Origin of the sequence: Blastococcus colisei (assembly GCF_006717095.1) — a bacterium.
In the GTDB taxonomy this organism is placed as follows: domain Bacteria; phylum Actinomycetota; class Actinomycetes; order Mycobacteriales; family Geodermatophilaceae; genus Blastococcus_B; species Blastococcus_B colisei.
Map to the genome: position 1 here is coordinate 1,606,488 of NZ_VFQE01000001.1, position 16,053 is coordinate 1,622,540.

Here is a 16,053-nt window from a genome sequence, read left to right on the forward strand (position 1 = left end):
CGTCCGACCGGGAGTGGGAGCAGGCCGGCCGCGTGCAGCCTCGGGCGACCAGTGCGCCGACAGCCGTCAGGCGGTGCCCTCCGCCGCGATCAGCTCGATGACCTCCTCCGGAGGGGTCGAGCAGTCGTCGTCCGAGGGTTCCTGGTCGGAGGCGAGTCCTTCGACGCCGGAGTCCTCCACGGGCTGGAAGCCGAGCCGGTCGAGATGCGCGGGCACCCGGTTCTGCGCGTTGATCACGTGCGAGCGGGACAGCCAGCCCATGCCGTCGTCCACCTCGAAGTCCATGCCTCCGCCGGGCGCCCGCTGGACGTGCCCGGGGGAGGGGAGCAGGCCGACCAACTGCACCGCCTGCGCCTCGGACAGCTCCGCCGGCGGGGAGTCGAAGTAGTACCAGCCGGCCGCGCAGACGCCGTAGATCGTGGGGCCGAACTGCGCGTAGTTGGCGTAGAGCTCGAGCATCCGGCGGTCGTCGACGAACGCGGCCATCTCGACGGCCAACCCCGCCTCCACCACCTTGCGCCACGCGCTCAGCTCCTGGTTGAGGAACACGTTCTTGGCCACCTGCTGCGGAATGGTGGAGCCCGCGGGGTCCTCGTCGCCGAAGATGTGGGCCTGCGCGCGGCCCCACATCACGTTCCAGTCGAAGGCGCCGGAGCGGTAGGGGAGCGCGGCGTCCTCGTGCGCGATGACCGCGGCCAGGAAGTTGCGGGAGACGTGTTCGACCGGTACCGACTCCTGGATGGCGCCGTCGGGGTTGGCCGCCATGAACGCCGTCGTCGGCGGATCCACCCAGCGCAGCGAGAGCACGAGCAGCACCTGGACGACGGCGAGCGCGGCCAGCACGCTGACGATGCGGCGGAGCAGTCGACGGCGGGGACGCCGCCCGACCCGCTCACGTCGGCTCCGGCGACCCCGGGCCGGCGGGACCGGACGCTGAGGTGGGGCGGGCGGAAACGGACCCCGCGGCTCCGCCGGGGGCCACGGGTACCTGGGCCTGTCCTCCACCGGCGGCGGTCCGGCGTACCCCGGCGGGGCGCCGTACCAGTCGTTCCCGGCGGGCGGCGGCCGGTCGAACCGGGGACGACGGGACGGCTCCACGTACGGCTGCGGCTGCGTCGACTGCCGCGGCTGCGGTTGAGTCGGCGGGTCGTTGGGCCGGCGGCGGAGCCAACGGGTCGTTCGCGAGTCCGGCGGGACGGAGGCCATGAGGCGGTGCTCCCCTGGTCGGCGTCGAAACGCGAGGGTACGGCGGCTTCCTGTGAGCGCCGCCCGCCTCGGCCGGGTCAGCCCGGGTCCGCGAGCCAGGCCTCCACCCGGTCCAGCTCGGCGTGGGTCAGTCCGGTGGCGAAGTCCGGGGCCACGACGAGCACGTGACCGTTGGCGGCCAGCCATTCGCTGGTGTCGGCGGCCTGCTCGGCGAGATCGTCGTCGATCCACACGATGCGCCGGTCGGGCTCGGCCTCGGCGAACGCCCGGGCGGCAGCCAGCTTCCACCACCCGGAGAGGCCGCGCAGCTCGCCGCCGAAGCCGGTGGGAAGCACGCCGTCCCGGCTGTGGGTCCGCAGGCCTCGGGGGAGCCCCATGGGTTCGGCCAGCAGTTCGTCGGCCCGCTCGGTCCAGGTGGTGAGCCACTGCAGCTCCACCCGGCCGGACTCGTGCAGCTCGCGCAGCCGGGCGATCACGGTCGGGTCCCAGGAGAGGACGTAGCCGTTGTAGGTGCCGCGCCGCCAACCCTCCGGCAGGTCGGTGCGGACGGCGTTCAGCACGCCGTCGACGTCCAGCAGCAGGACCGGTGGGGGAGCAGACACGACGTCGTCCCTACCCGCCCGGTCCGGTCGACAACGATCGGAGCGGCGCCGGCCGGCGACGCGCACCGGCCCCTGGCACAGCAGGCGGGCCGTTCCTAGGATCGGCGCGCACGGGGTCGTCTGCGTCCGATGCACCGGAGCTGCCATGACCGTCCCCCTGATCCTCGCGGTCGACGACGATCCCGCCCTGCTGGCGTCCGTGGAGCGGGAGCTGCGCGCCAGGTACTCGCCCGACTACCAGGTCTGCTGCCTCGGCAGCACCACCGAGGCGCTGAGCACCATGGAGGAGCTGACTGCCGGCGGCGAGGAGGTCGCCCTCGTGCTCGCGGCCGAGCAGCTCGCCGGTGCACCCGGCAGCGAGTTCCTCGGCGAGGTGGCGCGCTTCTTCCCGCACGCCCAGCGTGCGCTGCTCATCGGGTGGGGCCACGTCGGCCACGCGGACACCGGCGACGCGATCTTCGAGGCCATCGCCCGCGGCCGCATCGACCACTACGTGGTGCGTCCCGCGCCGGCGCCGGACGAGCAGTTCCACCAGGCGCTGTCGACCTTCCTCCTGGCGTGGGCCGAGACGCGCCGCCGCGCCCCGCACACCATCGACGTCGTGGGCGAGACCTGGTCCGGCCGGGCGTACCAGCTGCGCGAGGTGCTCGGCCGCTGCGCCATGCCGCACCGCTTCGCCCTGGCCCAGTCGGAGGAGGGCCGTGCCATCCTCGCTGACGTCGGCACCCGGCGGTTCCCGCTGCTGGTGATGCCCACCGGCCACGTCATGGAGGACCCCAGCGACGAGGACATCGCCCGGTCCGCCGGGACGACGATCGACCCGTCCGGGGAGCGCTACGACCTCGTCATCGTCGGCTGCGGGCCCGCCGGCCTGTCCGCGGGCGTCTACGGCGCCTCCGAGGGGCTGCGCACGGTGGTCATCGACTCGGGCAGCATCGGCGGGCAGGCCACGTCGAGCTCGTCGATCCGCAACTACCTCGGCTTCCCGCGCGGCGTCACCGGCGCGGACCTGGCCCGCCGGGCCTACCAGCAGGCCTGGGTCTTCGGCGCCCGCTTCGCCTTCATGCAGCAGGTCACGAACCTGTCCCGGGAGGACGACGGCATCGTCGTCAGCCTGCACACCGGTGGACTGGTGGTGGCCCGGGCCGTCGTCCTGGCCATGGGCGCCAGCTACCGCCGTCTCGGCGTGGAGTCTCTCGAGGCGCTGCACGGCGCCGGCGTCTTCTACGGCGCCGCCGCCTCGGAGGCGCCGCTGGTGTCCGGCGAGGAGGTCTACATCGTCGGCGGCGCGAACTCCGCCGGACAGGCCGCCATCCACCTGGCCGGGTACGCCAAGCGCGTCACCCTGGTGGTGCGGGCCGCGACGCTCGAGGCAGGGATGTCGCACTACCTCGTCCACCAGGTGGAGGAGACGCCGAACATCGAGGTCCGCACGGGCACCGAGGTGGTCGGCGGTGGGGGCGACGGCTGGCTGGACCACCTGGTGCTGCGGAACCGGGCGGACGGCGACGAGGAGATGGTCGGCGCCTACGCGCTCTTCCTCATGATCGGCGCGCAGCCGCACACCGAGTGGCTGCCCGCGACGGTCGAGCGCGACCCCGCCGGCTTCGTCGTCACCGGGTCGGAGCTCGGCGACGACGCGCTCCGGGCCTTCGGCCGGCGCCCGATGACGCTGGAGACCAGCGTCCCAGGGGTGCTCGCGGCCGGGGACGTCCGGCACGGGTCGGTCAAGCGCGTGGCGTCCGCCGTCGGCGAGGGCTCGATCGCGATCCAGTTCGTCCACCGCCTGCTCGCCGTCTGACCAGCCGGTCTGTCGCCTTGCGCGCCGAACTTGCGCTGCGGTCGCCGACCTCGCGTTGCACCACGAGGTCGGCGACCTGAACGTGATGACGGCGAGCCTCAGCCGCGCTGCGGTCGGGAGGATCGGTCAGTCGTAGGGGTTGGTGAGGACCGGCCGGGCCTGGAGGACGTCGAAGGTCACGGGCGGGCCGTCGGTGGTGGTGGTGCCGGGGACATCGGCTTCGGCGCTGCTGTCGACGGTGAACGTCGCGCCCCAGGTGACGGTGAGGTAGGCGGCGTAGGTGCCCGACCGGTAGGAGTGCTCGATCGTCTGGTCGGGGTAGGGCGCGCCCGGGTCGGTGGTGATGATCTGGCCGGTGGCGTCGCCGGTGTGCCAGGTGAAGCTCTCAGCGGTGGCTTCGATGACGACGCTGAAGCCGCGGATGTCGACGGTGAAGGTCTGCGTCGTGGGGGAGTCGGTGTAGAAGATGACCGGCAGTCCCGTGAGGCCGTCGCCCGGGGGCTGGTGCTGGGTGGTGAGCTGCGGGAGCGGCAGCCGCTGGAAGTAGCTGAACACCTCCGCGCCCGACGGCGGCGGATTGAGGTCCGTGATGTCGATGCAGGCGCCGCCGTCGTTGATCCAGCCGCCGAAGGGTGTTCCTGAGGGAGTGCCGGGGGTGGGGGCTTGGCCCTCGACCGCGATGCCGTCCCCCTGAGCCAGTCGCATGCGCTCCACGATCCAGAACTGGATGACCCGTCCCGCTGCCTGTGGGCAGGTCCGCATGTTGCGGGCATCGCAAGAGACCGTGGCTGCATCTTCAGGGGTGCACGCCAGCTGCAGCCTCCACGTAAAGAGGGGTGGCTCCGGTGGGACTGCGTTCGTCGCTCGCCGGACGCCCGCGTCATCGGGCTCCGAGACGTGCGCAGCAGAAAGGTCGACGCCACCGTTCGCAGCCTCCGTGTGGACGCACCCAAATCCGCTGCAGTGGTCCGCCGCAACCGGTGAGGACATTCCGAGAATGACGGTGAGGAGCACCAACGCCAGAACCAGCAGCCGAAATCGCGAGCTCACGGAGTGTTCCATTGGGTGATGACCCACGTACTCCGGTCGTCACTCCAACGCAGGAGGCCTCCACCGCCCGTCGAGGAGTACTCAGGCATCGTCTGCCCCTCTACGGGCACGCCGTCCAGCGTGACGGAGAGGGGGGACTGGGCGACGTCGAACACTAATTGCGCTTCGTCACCCGTGAGATAGGGAGGCGTGCTATCTACGATGCGGGCCTCCCCGCCTTCATACTTCTGCCCGGCGGTCGCCACGCGATCCACTTGGTCGGCCAACTGTTCGCATGTTTCGCAGCCGTTGCTGAGCTTGTCGTTTAACCCCTGATGCCGGTGAGTTACACGGATGTGGTTCAGGGTCTGGTCGTGAGGGCGGCCACCGCGTGATCCTTTGAAGTTGCGACGCTTCGAAGGAAACGGCGGTGGCCGCGATGGACAGTCTGGACCCAGCCGGTGCGGTTGACCAGAGCTCAGCCGCGGCAGGGTTGACGCGGCTGCGGGAGTTCCGCGGCGAGGTGTACCAGTGCCTGGGCCGGCGTGGCGATGAGCTGTTCGAGCTCACCGACGCACTGCTGTGCGCCGAGGGACCGGTGAAATCCCTGGTGGGGCTGTGCCTTGCTCCGGAGCATCGCCGTGGTCACGGCGCGCTGTACGACGCGCTCAACAGCGGACGAGTCGACGCCGACCGGCTGCGCGTCGCGCTGGCCGCGTTGCCGCTGCCGCGGATGTTCGGTGGGCGGATCGTGCTGGCCGTCGACGTCTCCCCGTGGCTGCGCCCGGACGCCGCGACCTGTCCCGACCGGCTGTTCTGCCATGTCTACGGGCGCGGGCGGAACGCCGATCAGCGGATTCCGGGCTGGCCCTATCAGGTCGTGGCCGCCCTGGAGAGCGGGCCCACCAGCTGGACGGCGATCTTGGATGCGGTGCGGCTGGGCCCGGCAGATGACGCGACCGCGGTCACCGCCGCCCAGCTGCGCGCGGTCGTGGGTCGGCTGACCGGCGCCGGGCACTGGCGCCCCGGTGACCCGGCGATCATGGTGGTGATGGACTCCGGGTACGACGTGGCCCGGCTGGCGTTCGTGCTCGCCGACCTGCCCGTGCACCTGGTCGGGCGGATCCGCGCCGACCGGGTGATGCTGGCCGCCACGCCGCCGCGGGGCCATGACTCCCGCGGCGGACGCCCCCGCAAGCACGGCGCCGTGATGGCCCTGGCCGATGAGGCCACCTGGCCGGTACCGACCACGCAGGCCAGCTCACCCACCGCGCGCTACGGAACGGCGCAGGTGTGCTCCTGGGATCGCATGCATCCGCGGCTGGCTCACCGCGGCCCCTGGGCCGACCACGACGGCCCGCTGCCGATCGTGGAAGGCACCGTGATTCGGCTGCAGGTCGAGCACCTGCCCGGACAGCGCGAGGCCAAGCCGGTCTGGCTGTGGTCATCGGTGACCGGCCCCGACGATGTCGACATCGACGACCTGGTCGAGGAGGTGGCCCGCTGCTGGCAGGCCTACCTGCGCCGCTTCGACCTGGAGCACACCTTCCGCCTGTTCAAGCAGACCCTGGGCTGGACCGCCCCGAAGATCCGCTCACCGGAGGCCGGCGACCGCTGGACCTGGCTGGTCATCGCCGCCCACACCCAGCTGCGCCTGGCCCGCCACCTCGCCGTCGATCTCCGGCGGCCCTGGGAGAAGCCGCTACCTCCCGAGCGGCTGACCCCGGCGCGGGTGCGCCGGGGGTTTCGCCACCTGCGCGCGAAGACCGGCCACCCGGCCAGCGCGCCGAAACCCTCCCGCCCGGGACCGGGACGCCCTCCCGGAGTGAAAAACCGGCGCCAAGCCACCCGTCATGACGTCGGCAAGACCGTCAGACGGGACACCACCAGCCCGGGCGACCACCAGATCAGGGGTTAAACGACAAGCTGAGGTCGCGCATCCATGTGGTGTCGAGCGTCCGGAGCGCGTGGTTGTAGATCTCGACGTAGTAGCGGGTGAATGCCTCTGCGCCATCGGCGGTCTTCTCTCGCGCCTCAGCAGGCATCGGGAGTTCTGGGGGACCGATCTCGGGCAGCGCCTCGGATGTCTCAGCTGCGCTCGACGAGGGCAGGGTGTGGTTGGCTTCCTGCTTCTCGGAGCAGCCGGTCAGGAGCGCCGTCCCGACCAGGACGCCGGCCATGGTGCGACGCAGTCCCCGAAGATCACGCACAGCGGGAGACTACGCAGGGTTCAGCGCGCACAGATCCGCATCTGTGGAGAGCGCACACCATGCCGCCGTATCGGGTGAACGGCGTCCCCAGGGACGCGGTCTCGCACGCAGCGACGGGGCGGCAAGGTCATCAGGTCACGTCCGGCGCAAGCCGAGCGCCGCGGAGCCGGACCCCCGCGCCCCAGCGGCAGGCGGTCGGCGCCGTCGCGTCCGGGCTCCGCTCGCCGGTGTCGATCGCGACGACCTGATCCCACGCGGGGCCGACGCCGAAGCGGACGACGTCATCGAGGTCACCGGTGAGCACGAACTCGCCCGTCCCGGTGAGTCGTCCAGCACCGGGACGCAGTCCGCCGATCCGCAGGCGCAGCCACCGTCGCTCTCGTAGCGCGCCGCCACCGTGACGGTGACCCGGTCCCCAGGAGCCGTGCCGTGCAGGCGGTGCTCCTTGCCGAACTTGCCGGCCCACGACTCGTCGACGGACGAGTCGTCCGCAGCGAGAACGTCCACCCGGCAGACCACACCGTCGGTGGCGCCCGTGCCCCGGCGGGGGCCATGCAGCACCCGCAGCGTGCCGCCGAGGCCGCTGTCGGCGAACCGGCGGTCGTCTCCGTCGGTGTAGTCGTACGGGTACTTCCTCGGCGTGCGCCGCCGACCCATGCCCGCCTCCATGCCGTTGACTCCGACGTCCTGGAGTCTGCCCCCGACCTGGCAGGCTCGGGCGGCATGGGCCCCGACCTCGTCGAACTGCTCGACGCGCTGCGCCGCTCACGCCGCCCCGAGCTCCTCCGCATCGTCGAGTCCGCCGACCTCGACGCCGAACCACCCGCACCGGAGCCCGACGTGGTCGAGCCCTACCGCTGGTTCCTCGCCCGGCTCGGCGACGGCGTGAAGCTCACCGGCGCCGGCTACCTGCCCCCGGCGCTCGTCGTCGAGACGATGCGTGCACTCGGCTGGGATGCCGACTGGATCGGCACGGGCAACCGGGAGGACATCACCCGGCCCGTCGCCGAGCTGCGCGACACCGCCCGCCGGCTCGGACTGGTCCGCGTCCACCGCAAGGAGCTGCGCCCCACCACGGCCGGCCGGCGGCTCGCCGACGATCCCGTCGGCCTGTGGCGGCACCTCGGCGCACGGCTGCCCCTCGGTCGCGGCGAGGCCGATCGCATCGCCGGGTTGCTCTGGCTGCTCGGGGTCGCCGCCGGCCGCCCGCACCCCGAGGAGGTCGTCGCGGTGGGCATGAACGCGCTCGGGTGGGAGTCCGGCGAGACGGGGAAGCCGCTCGACCGTCGCACGGCCTTCCTCGCCGTCCGGGACACCACGTGGACGGTCTTCGACCGGCTCGGCGTCCTCGGTACGTGGCGGGACCGCGACCGGCCGCCGACGCCGTCCGCGATCGCCCTCGCGCGCGCGGCCCTGCTGCACGAGGAGCCGCCGGCTCCGGCCAGGTCGGTGCCGGCCGTCGAGCTCACCGTCACCCTCGCGGACGTCGACCCGCCGGTGTGGCGCCGTCTCGTCGTCCCCGAGCGGACGACGCTGCGCGACCTGCACGGACTGCTCCAGGCCGCCATGGGCTGGCAGGACGCCCATCTGTGGCTGTTCGAGGTGGACGGCGTGCGCTACGGCGACGTCGAGGACATGGACGATCTCGGCGATCCCCGCGCGGTCATCGTCGGCTCGATGCCGGACGGCACGGTGTTCCGCTACGACTACGACTTCGGCGACGGCTGGGAGCACGACGTGCGCGTCGAGGGCCGCCGTACCGCGGAGGCCCCGGCCTGTGTCGACGGCGCCCGTGCCTGTCCGCCCGAGGATTGCGGGGGCCCGCCCGGCTACGCCGAGATGCTGACGGTCCTCGCCGATCCCCGGCATCCCGACCACGCCGACGTCACCGGTTGGCTCGGGGGTCCGTTCTACCCCGACGACTTCGACCCGGGGGCGGCCACCCGTCGCATGCGTAATCGGGTACGGCGGCGGGCCGCCGCGTGATGAGTCGGCCGTCGGCTGCCGGTCAGGCGCGGCGCATGTTCGGCACCGGCGCGCCGACGGCGTTCGTCCGCACGCGGTACAGCGACGTGGAGGCGGTCAGGAACAGCGTCGACCAGCCGGGCCCGCCCCAGTTGAGGTTCCCGACCACCTCCGGCACCCCCAGCGTGCCGAGATGCGCGCCGGACGGGTCGAGCGCCCATACCCCGCCCGGGCCGGTCACGTAGATGTTGCCGGCGGAGTCGGTCTTCATCCCGTCGGCGACGCCGTCGTCCCCGCCTCCCAGCCCCTCGGCCAGCACCGGGCCGCGCGACTCCGGTCCGACGGGTCCCATGCGGAACGCGCGGATGTGCGCCCGGGCGGTGTCGTTCACGTAGAGGACCGACTCGTCCGGCGACATGCACAGGCCGTTGGGCTGCTCGAAGTCGGCGGCCACGAGTTCCAGCCGGTCGGTCCCCGCGGGGATCTGGTAGACGCCCTGGAAGTCCAGTTCCTGCTTCCGCTCGACGCCGAACCCCGCGGTGCGGCCGTACGTGGGGTCGGTGAAGTAGACGTCGCCGGACAGCGTGACGATGACGTCGTTCGGGCTGTTGAGCTCCCTGCCCTCCCAGTGCGAGGCGAGGACGGTGGTCGACCCGTCCGGCTCCTCGCGCACCACCCGGCTCGTCGAGTGCTCGCACACGAGCAGCGCGCCGCGGGCGTCGTAGGCCATCCCGTTGCCCTTGTTGCTGGGGCGCCGGACCTCGCTCACCCCGTCGTCCTCGGTCCACCGGCGCCGGACGTCGCCCGGCATGTCGCTGAAGTAGAGGGCGCCCTCCGCCGGGTTCCAGACCGGGCCCTCGGTGAAGCGGAAGCCCGAGCCGATCCGCTCCACGACCGGCTCCGCGCCGAAGATCGCGGCGAGTTCGGCTCCCGGGCGCGTCACGGCCGGCCGGCGTGCGGGACGGCGACCTCGGTCGACACCAGCACCGCCTCGCGCACCGGCGCGCGCGTGTGCTCGTAGAAGTCGGGCGCGCAGCACAGGAGAAGCTCCCGGCCGTCGTCCCCTCCGAGGGCGCAGGCGAAGACGCCCATCCCGTCCGGCGCGGCGATCTCGTCGAGGATCGCGCCGCCCTCCGCGACCCGCACGACCCGGGAGTTCAGCCCATCGGCGACCCAGACGTGGCCCTCGGCGTCGAGCGTGCAGCCGTCGGGGGCGACCACGACCTGCCCGATGAGTTCCTGGACCGAGTTCCCCTGCGGCACGGGGCCCAGTTCCGCCCACACGCGCCGGTTGGTCAGCGCCCCGTCCGCGGCGATGTCGAACGCGGTGAAGCGGTTGCCCCACGTCTCGCCGACGATCAGCGTTCCGCCGTCCGGCGTGATCACCGAGCCGTTCGGGAACTTCAAGTCCTCGGCCACCACGGTCACGGTCCCGTCGGGGTCCACCCGCTTCAGCGAAGCCGGGTTCGGCGCTCCACCGCCCATGAGGTCGAAGCCGAAGTCGCCGACGAAGGCGCGGCCGGACGCGTCGACCACCATGTCGTTCATCAGCCCGGTGCAGACGGCGGACAGGTCGGCGTGGGTCGACACCTCACCGTCGGAGACCCGCAGCAGGCGGTGGTCCTTCATCGACACGACGAGCAGTGAGCCGTCGGGCAGCCAACCCAGCCCCGAGGGCTGGTTCCCCACCTCCAGGACGACGGTCTCGCCGCCCTCGGGCGCCACCCGGCTGACCGTGTGCCGGTAGAAGTCCGACGCCCACCAGGCGCCGTCGTGCCACCGGGGGCCCTCGAAGTACGAACCACCTTCCAGCACCGTCCGGAACGCTCGCTCTGCCATGGGGCGGGACGTTACGGGCATCCCTCGGCGTCGACCTGTGCAGCGACAGATAGCTACACTGTAGCCATGACTAGTCCGCGTTCCGTCCGGCTGTCCGACGAGGTCCTGCGCCGGCTCAACCAGTTCGCCACCGGGCGAGGTGCGTCGGTGGCCTCGGTGATGGAACGGCTGCTGGACGAGGCTCTCCGTCGGGAGGCGCACCCCGGCATCACGTTCCGCGACGGCCCCAGTGGCCGTCGGGCAGGGCTGATCGGTGGGCCGGATGTCGACGAGGTCATCCGCACGCTGCGCACCGTTCAGGAGGACGAGTCGGACGAGCGGGAAGTGGTGGACCGGGTGGTGCACGCGAGCTCGATCACGCCTGGCCAGGTGCGGGCCGCGATCGCCTACTACGCCGATCACCCCGAGGAGATCGATTCCCGCATCGCGACGAACCAGCGCACGGCCGACGAGCGGGAGGCGTCCTGGCGGCGCCAGCAGGAGATCCTCTCCGGCCGTTCCCGGTGAGGCTGCTGCTCGACGAGATGTACCCGGGCCGGCTGGCCGAGCAGCTGCGAGACGGTGGCCATGACGTGGTCGCGGTCGTCGAGCTGCCCGAGCTGGTCGGTCAGCCGGATGCCGAGGTGGCAGGGCGGGCGCGCGCGGAGGATCGCGTCGTCGTCACCGAGAACGTCGTCGACTACGCCCCGCTGGATGCGACCGCACACGCCGGTCTGTTGCTCGTCAACGCCCGTCGCTGGCCGCGTACGCGGGCAGGTCTTCCCCGGCTTCGGGCCGCGCTCGCCACCTGGCTCGAGACGCAGAACGACCAGGGCGCCGTCGATTGGCTCTGAGCGGTGACGGATCGGCCGAGCACGTCACATCGTTTCGATGCGCGTCACCCGGGCAGTGGCCCCAAATGGATCACCAGGAGACGAGCCGGTGAGCGTCCGGAGCGGGCTCGGACGGGCCGTCCGGACCGTCGAGCGATGGCAGCTGCTCGACGCCCCCAGCTACCAGATCGAGCACGGCATCTCGCTGACCTTCCTGCTCACCGGCCGCCACGCCCGCCGCCTCCAGGACCTGCTGCACGGCGTCTGGTTCGGCCACCCGATCCACCCCGCACTGGTCACCGTGCCGATCGGGGCGTGGGGCGCGGCCCTCGTGCTCGACGGCCTCGACGCCACCGGCCGCGGCGGCCCCGGTGCCGGCCAGGCCGCCCGCACGGTCGTCAAGCTCGGGGTCGGGGGAGCGGTCGCGTCGGCCGCCACCGGCCTCACCGACTGGCAGCACGCGCACGAATAGGGCCGCCGGGTCGGCCTCGTGCACGGCGCCATGAACGGCACCGCCCTCGCGCTCTACACCTGGTCGCTCAGCGACCGGAAGCTCGGACGCGCCGCCCGCGCCCGCGCCAGCGCCGCCGCCGGCTACGCCATCACCCTGGCCAGCGCCTACCTCGGCGGCGTGCTCTCCTACCGCTACCGGCTCGACACCGACCACTCCGACCGCAGCAACGAACCCCGCCGCTTCGTCCCCGTCGCCGACGAGTCCGAGCTCGTCGACGGGCAGCCGGTCGGCGTCGACGTCGACGGCGTGCCCCTGGTGCTCGTCGCCACCGACGGCGCGGTGCGCGCTGTCGGTGGCCGCTGTCCGCACATGGGCGGCCCGCTGGGGGAGGGGTGGCTGCACCGCGGGGAGCTGGTCTGCCCGTGGCACGGCTCGCGCTTCCACCTCGACACCGGCGAGCCCGCACAGGGACCGTCCACCGCCCCGCTGCCCTGCTACGAGACGCGGACCCGCGACGGCCGGGTCGAGGTGCGCCGCCGGGCGCGCTGGCGCACACCCACCGCGATCACGTCCGTCGAGGAGGCATCGCGATGAAGGCCGACGAGGTGCTGATCGCCCACCACGACATGCTGCGGGGACTGCTCCGCGACCTCACCCGGACCACCGACGCGGAGACCGGCCGGAGGGAGGAGCTCCGCGACCGGCTCCTGCGCGAACTGGAGATCCACACCCAGATCGAGGACGAGCTGTTCTACCCGGCCGTCCGCGACGTCTCCCCGTTGCTGTCGCTCGCCCATGCCGAGCACCGGCAGATCGACGACCAGCTGGCCACCGTCATGCGGACCGCCCCCGACGACCCCGAGTTCGTTCCCGAGGTCCGCATGCTCGAGTCGACCCTCCGCCACCACACCATGGAGGAAGAGGAGCGGATGTTCCCGCAGGCGCAGGCCCTCGGCGCTGACCGCCTCGAGGAGCTCGGAAGCCAGCTGCAGGAACGGCAGCGGGAGCTGGCCCGCTCCGGTGCCATGCGGCTGATCATCCGGCTCAAGCGCGCGACGCTCCGCCTCGTGTAGGACGTCGGTGCCCCGGCCGCACGCGGACGACCGGGGCACCGCGCAGAGACCAGGTCAGACGACGCGGCGAGCGGTGTTGTAGCCCCACATCGAGTCGACCGGCACGACCGAGACCGGGTTCCCGTAGGTCGAGGAGTGCACCATCTGCCCGTTGCCGATGTACATGCCGACGTGGCCGACCGGGTCGTAGAAGAAGATCAGGTCACCGGGCTGCAGGTTCGCCCGGTCCACGTAGACCCCCGCCGTCGACTGCGCCCGCGAGGTCCGCGGGATGGACACGCCGGCCGCCTGGTACGCCGAGTAGGTGAGCCCCGAGCAGTCGTAGGCGTCCGGGCCGGTGCCGCCCCACGCGTACGGCTTGCCCTGCTGGGCCAGCGCCGTGTCGACGGCGACCTGTGCGGCGTGGGTCGGCGCCGCCACCGGGGCGGCAGCCACCGGCGCCGATGCGGCGACGGTGGGGGTGCCCGCGTCCGCCGAGGCGGTGAGGGGAGTGAGCGCGAGCCCCGCGCCCGTGAAGAGGGCGAGCGCCGCCCCGCGGAAGGAGCGGCGGGTGATCGTGGACGTGCGGATGGTCGTCATGGACGACGGGTTCTCCTGTTCTCCATCAACCGCCTACCGAGTTAGCTGACGGGTTCGGGCGGGGAGATCGCCCGGCGCGACCGGCGGGGCCGGTCGCGCTTCACCCCAAGGACTGCGGTGGGTCCCCGGTCCGGGCGCCGGATGGATCCGGTGCCCGGTTCGGCGGTGCCCGGACGGGTGTCACCAGTGCGGTGACGACGGGGCCTCGGCCGGACGGCGACGACGCTAGGTCCGTCATCGAGACGTCACAAAGCGACGGAATCGCGACGACGCGGCCGGGAGCGGTCGTCGCCCGGGGAGACCTCGATGCGCAACTCGCGAACCGACCTCCGTCGACGCGACGGGCCTTGACGGCCGGCGGCGGCATTCGACACGGAACGCGATCGACCGCTTACTTCCGCCGCGGCGGCGTGGCGGCACACACCGTCGTCGATCACGTGCCCGATGGCCGCCGTGCGTCGATCGGATGACGGGCGCGTCGACCGTCGTCCTCCGGGCGTGCTCCGGTGGCCGACGATGACCATGGTCGTGCGCTACGACGACGGGCGGGTGGATAGCTTCGGGGCCACCGCCCGATCGAGTGCGAAGGGCACGTCCACGGTTGGTCGGCCGTTCCTCGGGGCACCGGGGACAGCAGTCAACAACGAGGAGGCGAACATGGCAGGCATGATCAGGAAGCTCATCGCGTCCGGTGTCGCGGCGAAGGTCATCCAGGAGGCCAAGAAGCCGCACAACCAGGCGAAGATCAAGAAGTTCATCTCGGATTTCCAGAACAAGAACAACAAGGGTGGCAACCGCCGCACCCGCGGCTACTGACCCCGCACGCACGACAGCGCCCCCTCACCGGATCCCGGGTGAGGGGGCGCTGCCGTGCCGGCGGTGGTCAGGGGCGGGGGTTGGTTCGGGTCCAGCCGCGCTCGTCCCGGCGGGCACCCAGCCCCGCCCGGCATCGGCGGCACACGTCCGCGACCTCTTCCGCGTGCCGACCCGACTCCGGTTGGACATCCGCCCAGCTGACGTGCGGGAAGCGGGCCAGCCGCGACCTGCTCAGCGAGAGCCCGCAGACCGTCTCGTTGCGCCCGCGCTCCCAGGCGTGCACCTCACCGGCGGGGTAACGGATGCTGTCGTCCGGGTCCCGCCACTGATTCCCGGCCGCGACCGCCGCATTGCGCACTGCCATGCTGGCCCCCTACCCCGATGGTGGGAGCCCGAGTCCGTCGGCAGCCATCGGGCAGGGCTGACCCGGCAAGGCCCCGGCAGTGTCGGCACGGGGCCGGCATTAGCGTGCCGGGAGTGAAGACGCAGGAGGAGCGCTGGCAGGAGCGGCTCGCCCTGCCCGTCCTCGTCGCCGCGCTCGCGTCGATCCCGGCCATGTTCCTCACCGTCGCGGAGGGCACGCTCCGGACCGCGGGACACGTCGTCGACATCGTCAGCGGCGCGGTCCTCGTCGCCGAGACCGTCATCCTGCTGGTCGTCGCCGGGAACAAGCGCGCCTGGATCCGCGGCCACCTCGGGCTGATCGCGCTCACCCTCGCGGTGATCGTCGCCGTCGTGTTCGCTCTCGGCCCGGCGCAGATCCTGCGGCTGGTCCGCACGGTGGGTGCGCTGCGCATCCTTCGCGCGGGACGCATCGTCAAGGCAGCCCGCAGCGTGAGCGACCGCATGGGTTTCACCGGCCGGCTCGCCCACATCGCCGCCGCCGGTGCCGGACTGCTCGTCGCGGTGTTCGTCGGTGTCGTCCTGGCCGACCCCACGTCCCGCTCCCGCGACCTGCTGACCGCCGTCCTCGGCGACATCGGCACCCCGGTCATCGTCGCGCTGTCCGCGGTGGCCGGACTCGTGCTCGGCGTCGCCACCTACCTGCTGGCCCGCGACCCGGGCAGCGGCCCGGACTCGGAGAACGACGTCCCCCGACGGGCCTGATCCGTGCATGACGCTCGCGTGACGACCCGGGCCGCCGAGGCTTGGGCATGCGCCCGAACGGGCACCGGGCACTGCATGGGAATGCTCAGCAAGATCGCCAAGACAGGCATGGCCAAGAAGGTCGTGGACGAGGCCCGCAAGCCGCAGAACCAGCGCAAGATCAAGGACGCCCTGTCCAGCTTCACCGACAAGCGCAAGGGCGGCACCGAGCGGCACTGACCAGCCGGCCGCAGGACACCGATCGACCCGCGGGAGAAGTGCTCCGATGAGCGAAGGCTCGATGACCGGCCGCCCTTACGGCGGCGCGAACGATCCGACGAAGGACGACGGGCTTCCCGGCGAAGTGCCGGAGGACGACGAGGTCAGGGCTGCGCCGGAGCAGTCGCCACGCGCGGCGAAGGGCGGGATGTCCGACGAGGGCGGCGGCGTGCCCGGCAGCGGTACGTCGCCCAACTCGTCCGGCCCGCCGAACACCGGCAATCTCTAGACGTGGCACACGACGGCCCGCACGCATCTGGCGTGCGGGCCGTCGGTACCTCATGACCGGTATCTGTAGTAGA

General features: G+C 72.3%; 21 protein-coding genes and 1 riboswitch. Of the genes, 12 read left to right on the forward strand and 9 right to left on the reverse strand.

Annotation, left to right across the window (positions count from 1 at the left end; genetic code table 11):
• Positions 1–66 precede the first annotated feature (66 nt).
• Together FHU33_RS07595 and FHU33_RS07600 are read right to left on the reverse strand one after the other, a co-directional pair.
• Positions 67–843 carry a biosynthetic peptidoglycan transglycosylase gene (locus tag FHU33_RS07595; protein ID WP_246063390.1) on the reverse strand — a complete coding sequence of 259 codons (777 nt, stop codon included), beginning with the start codon at positions 841–843 and terminating at the stop codon, positions 67–69.
• A gap of 440 nt (positions 844–1,283) precedes the next feature.
• Positions 1,284–1,808 (reverse strand): HAD domain-containing protein, encoded by a 525-nt coding sequence (locus tag FHU33_RS07600; protein WP_142024797.1) that lies wholly within the window; start codon positions 1,806–1,808, stop codon positions 1,284–1,286.
• Between the two features lie 145 nt (positions 1,809–1,953).
• On the opposite strand from FHU33_RS07600, the gene FHU33_RS07605 reads away from it, so the two are divergent.
• Positions 1,954–3,609: an NAD(P)/FAD-dependent oxidoreductase gene (locus tag FHU33_RS07605; protein ID WP_142024798.1), complete on the forward strand. Its 1,656-nt coding sequence runs from the start codon at positions 1,954–1,956 to the stop codon at positions 3,607–3,609.
• A gap of 126 nt (positions 3,610–3,735) precedes the next feature.
• Here FHU33_RS07605 and FHU33_RS25725 read toward each other — a convergent pair whose 3' ends face one another.
• The gene (locus tag FHU33_RS25725; protein ID WP_246063392.1) at positions 3,736–4,314 is read right to left on the reverse strand and encodes a hypothetical protein; all 579 of its coding nucleotides are present in this window, start codon (positions 4,312–4,314) and stop codon (positions 3,736–3,738) included.
• Between the two features lie 754 nt (positions 4,315–5,068).
• Between FHU33_RS25725 and FHU33_RS07615 the strand changes: the two genes are divergently transcribed.
• A complete protein-coding gene (locus FHU33_RS07615; protein ID WP_142024800.1) occupies positions 5,069–6,556 on the forward strand; it encodes an NF041680 family putative transposase in 1,488 nt (495 codons plus the stop codon).
• On the opposite strand, the gene FHU33_RS07620 is transcribed toward FHU33_RS07615, so the two are convergent.
• Both FHU33_RS07620 and FHU33_RS24885 read right to left on the reverse strand, forming a co-directional pair.
• Positions 6,546–6,818 (reverse strand): DUF6318 family protein, encoded by a 273-nt coding sequence (locus FHU33_RS07620; RefSeq protein WP_142024801.1) that lies wholly within the window; start codon positions 6,816–6,818, stop codon positions 6,546–6,548. The genes FHU33_RS07615 and FHU33_RS07620 overlap by 11 nt on opposite strands.
• A 160-nt stretch (positions 6,819–6,978) precedes the next feature.
• Positions 6,979–7,152 (reverse strand): hypothetical protein, encoded by a 174-nt coding sequence (locus FHU33_RS24885; protein ID WP_170182353.1) that lies wholly within the window; start codon positions 7,150–7,152, stop codon positions 6,979–6,981.
• 125 nt (positions 7,153–7,277) lie between these two features.
• Between FHU33_RS24885 and FHU33_RS25355 the strand changes: the two genes are divergently transcribed.
• On the forward strand, positions 7,278–8,834 hold the full coding sequence (locus tag FHU33_RS25355; RefSeq protein ID WP_211355034.1) for a plasmid pRiA4b ORF-3 family protein: 1,557 nt from the start codon (positions 7,278–7,280) through the stop codon (positions 8,832–8,834).
• A 22-nt stretch (positions 8,835–8,856) separates the two neighbouring features.
• Here FHU33_RS25355 and FHU33_RS07630 read toward each other — a convergent pair whose 3' ends face one another.
• On the reverse strand, positions 8,857–9,756 hold the full coding sequence (locus tag FHU33_RS07630) for an SMP-30/gluconolactonase/LRE family protein (protein WP_142024802.1): 900 nt from the start codon (positions 9,754–9,756) through the stop codon (positions 8,857–8,859).
• Entirely contained in the window at positions 9,753–10,652 is a 900-nt protein-coding gene (locus FHU33_RS07635; protein ID WP_142024803.1) for an SMP-30/gluconolactonase/LRE family protein, read from the reverse strand. The genes FHU33_RS07630 and FHU33_RS07635 overlap by 4 nt, the downstream gene beginning before the upstream one ends.
• A 66-nt stretch (positions 10,653–10,718) precedes the next feature.
• Between FHU33_RS07635 and FHU33_RS07640 the strand changes: the two genes are divergently transcribed.
• The 5 genes from FHU33_RS07640 (at position 10,719) to FHU33_RS07660 (ending at position 12,991) form a co-directional block, all read left to right on the forward strand.
• Positions 10,719–11,159 carry a DUF433 domain-containing protein gene (locus tag FHU33_RS07640; RefSeq protein WP_142024804.1) on the forward strand — a complete coding sequence of 147 codons (441 nt, stop codon included), beginning with the start codon at positions 10,719–10,721 and terminating at the stop codon, positions 11,157–11,159.
• Entirely contained in the window at positions 11,156–11,485 is a 330-nt protein-coding gene (locus FHU33_RS07645) for a DUF5615 family PIN-like protein (protein ID WP_142024805.1), read from the forward strand. Before FHU33_RS07640 ends, FHU33_RS07645 begins: the two co-directional genes overlap by 4 nt.
• 88 nt (positions 11,486–11,573) lie before the next feature.
• On the forward strand, positions 11,574–11,936 hold the full coding sequence (locus tag FHU33_RS07650; RefSeq protein ID WP_142024806.1) for a DUF2231 domain-containing protein: 363 nt from the start codon (positions 11,574–11,576) through the stop codon (positions 11,934–11,936).
• Positions 11,937–11,966: 30 nt separating this feature from the next.
• Positions 11,967–12,512 (forward strand): Rieske (2Fe-2S) protein, encoded by a 546-nt coding sequence (locus tag FHU33_RS07655; RefSeq protein WP_142024807.1) that lies wholly within the window; start codon positions 11,967–11,969, stop codon positions 12,510–12,512.
• A complete protein-coding gene (locus FHU33_RS07660) occupies positions 12,509–12,991 on the forward strand; it encodes a hemerythrin domain-containing protein (protein ID WP_142024808.1) in 483 nt (160 codons plus the stop codon). The genes FHU33_RS07655 and FHU33_RS07660 overlap by 4 nt, the downstream gene beginning before the upstream one ends.
• A gap of 54 nt (positions 12,992–13,045) precedes the next feature.
• Here FHU33_RS07660 and FHU33_RS07665 read toward each other — a convergent pair whose 3' ends face one another.
• Complete coding sequence (locus tag FHU33_RS07665) at positions 13,046–13,570, reverse strand: C40 family peptidase (protein ID WP_142024809.1); 525 nt, start codon at positions 13,568–13,570, stop codon at positions 13,046–13,048.
• A 15-nt stretch (positions 13,571–13,585) separates the two neighbouring features.
• A riboswitch (cyclic di-AMP (ydaO/yuaA leader) is annotated at positions 13,586–13,745 on the reverse strand.
• A 341-nt stretch (positions 13,746–14,086) separates the two neighbouring features.
• Between FHU33_RS07665 and FHU33_RS07670 the strand changes: the two genes are divergently transcribed.
• Positions 14,087–14,386: a hypothetical protein gene (locus FHU33_RS07670; RefSeq protein WP_142024810.1), complete on the forward strand. Its 300-nt coding sequence runs from the start codon at positions 14,087–14,089 to the stop codon at positions 14,384–14,386.
• Between the two features lie 67 nt (positions 14,387–14,453).
• Here the strand turns inward: FHU33_RS07670 and FHU33_RS07675 are convergent, their stop codons facing one another.
• A complete protein-coding gene (locus FHU33_RS07675; RefSeq protein ID WP_142024811.1) occupies positions 14,454–14,750 on the reverse strand; it encodes a hypothetical protein in 297 nt (98 codons plus the stop codon).
• Positions 14,751–14,863: 113 nt separating this feature from the next.
• Between FHU33_RS07675 and FHU33_RS07680 the strand changes: the two genes are divergently transcribed.
• From FHU33_RS07680 to FHU33_RS07685, 3 genes are all read left to right on the forward strand, one after another.
• On the forward strand, positions 14,864–15,493 hold the full coding sequence (locus FHU33_RS07680) for a hypothetical protein (protein WP_142024812.1): 630 nt from the start codon (positions 14,864–14,866) through the stop codon (positions 15,491–15,493).
• An 81-nt stretch (positions 15,494–15,574) separates the two neighbouring features.
• Positions 15,575–15,712: a hypothetical protein gene (locus tag FHU33_RS24890; RefSeq protein WP_170182261.1), complete on the forward strand. Its 138-nt coding sequence runs from the start codon at positions 15,575–15,577 to the stop codon at positions 15,710–15,712.
• A gap of 46 nt (positions 15,713–15,758) precedes the next feature.
• Positions 15,759–15,980 (forward strand): hypothetical protein, encoded by a 222-nt coding sequence (locus tag FHU33_RS07685; RefSeq protein ID WP_142024813.1) that lies wholly within the window; start codon positions 15,759–15,761, stop codon positions 15,978–15,980.
• The last annotated feature ends 73 nt before the right edge of the window (positions 15,981–16,053 follow it).

Coding starts and splice junctions, on each gene's coding strand:
- FHU33_RS07655 (WP_142024807.1), top strand. CDS start 11,967: ATGAACGGCACCGCCCTCGCGCTCTACACCTGGTCGCTCAGCGACCGG.
- FHU33_RS25725 (WP_246063392.1), bottom strand. CDS start 4,314: ATGCGACTGGCTCAGGGGGACGGCATCGCGGTCGAGGGCCAAGCCCCC.
- FHU33_RS07660 (WP_142024808.1), top strand. CDS start 12,509: ATGAAGGCCGACGAGGTGCTGATCGCCCACCACGACATGCTGCGGGGA.
- FHU33_RS07640 (WP_142024804.1), top strand. CDS start 10,719: ATGACTAGTCCGCGTTCCGTCCGGCTGTCCGACGAGGTCCTGCGCCGG.
- FHU33_RS07620 (WP_142024801.1), bottom strand. CDS start 6,818: ATGGCCGGCGTCCTGGTCGGGACGGCGCTCCTGACCGGCTGCTCCGAG.
- FHU33_RS07605 (WP_142024798.1), top strand. CDS start 1,954: ATGACCGTCCCCCTGATCCTCGCGGTCGACGACGATCCCGCCCTGCTG.
- FHU33_RS07685 (WP_142024813.1), top strand. CDS start 15,759: ATGAGCGAAGGCTCGATGACCGGCCGCCCTTACGGCGGCGCGAACGAT.
- FHU33_RS07670 (WP_142024810.1), top strand. CDS start 14,087: ATGACCATGGTCGTGCGCTACGACGACGGGCGGGTGGATAGCTTCGGG.
- FHU33_RS07635 (WP_142024803.1), bottom strand. CDS start 10,652: ATGGCAGAGCGAGCGTTCCGGACGGTGCTGGAAGGTGGTTCGTACTTC.
- FHU33_RS07665 (WP_142024809.1), bottom strand. CDS start 13,570: ATGACGACCATCCGCACGTCCACGATCACCCGCCGCTCCTTCCGCGGG.
- FHU33_RS24890 (WP_170182261.1), top strand. CDS start 15,575: ATGCTCAGCAAGATCGCCAAGACAGGCATGGCCAAGAAGGTCGTGGAC.
- FHU33_RS07675 (WP_142024811.1), bottom strand. CDS start 14,750: ATGGCAGTGCGCAATGCGGCGGTCGCGGCCGGGAATCAGTGGCGGGAC.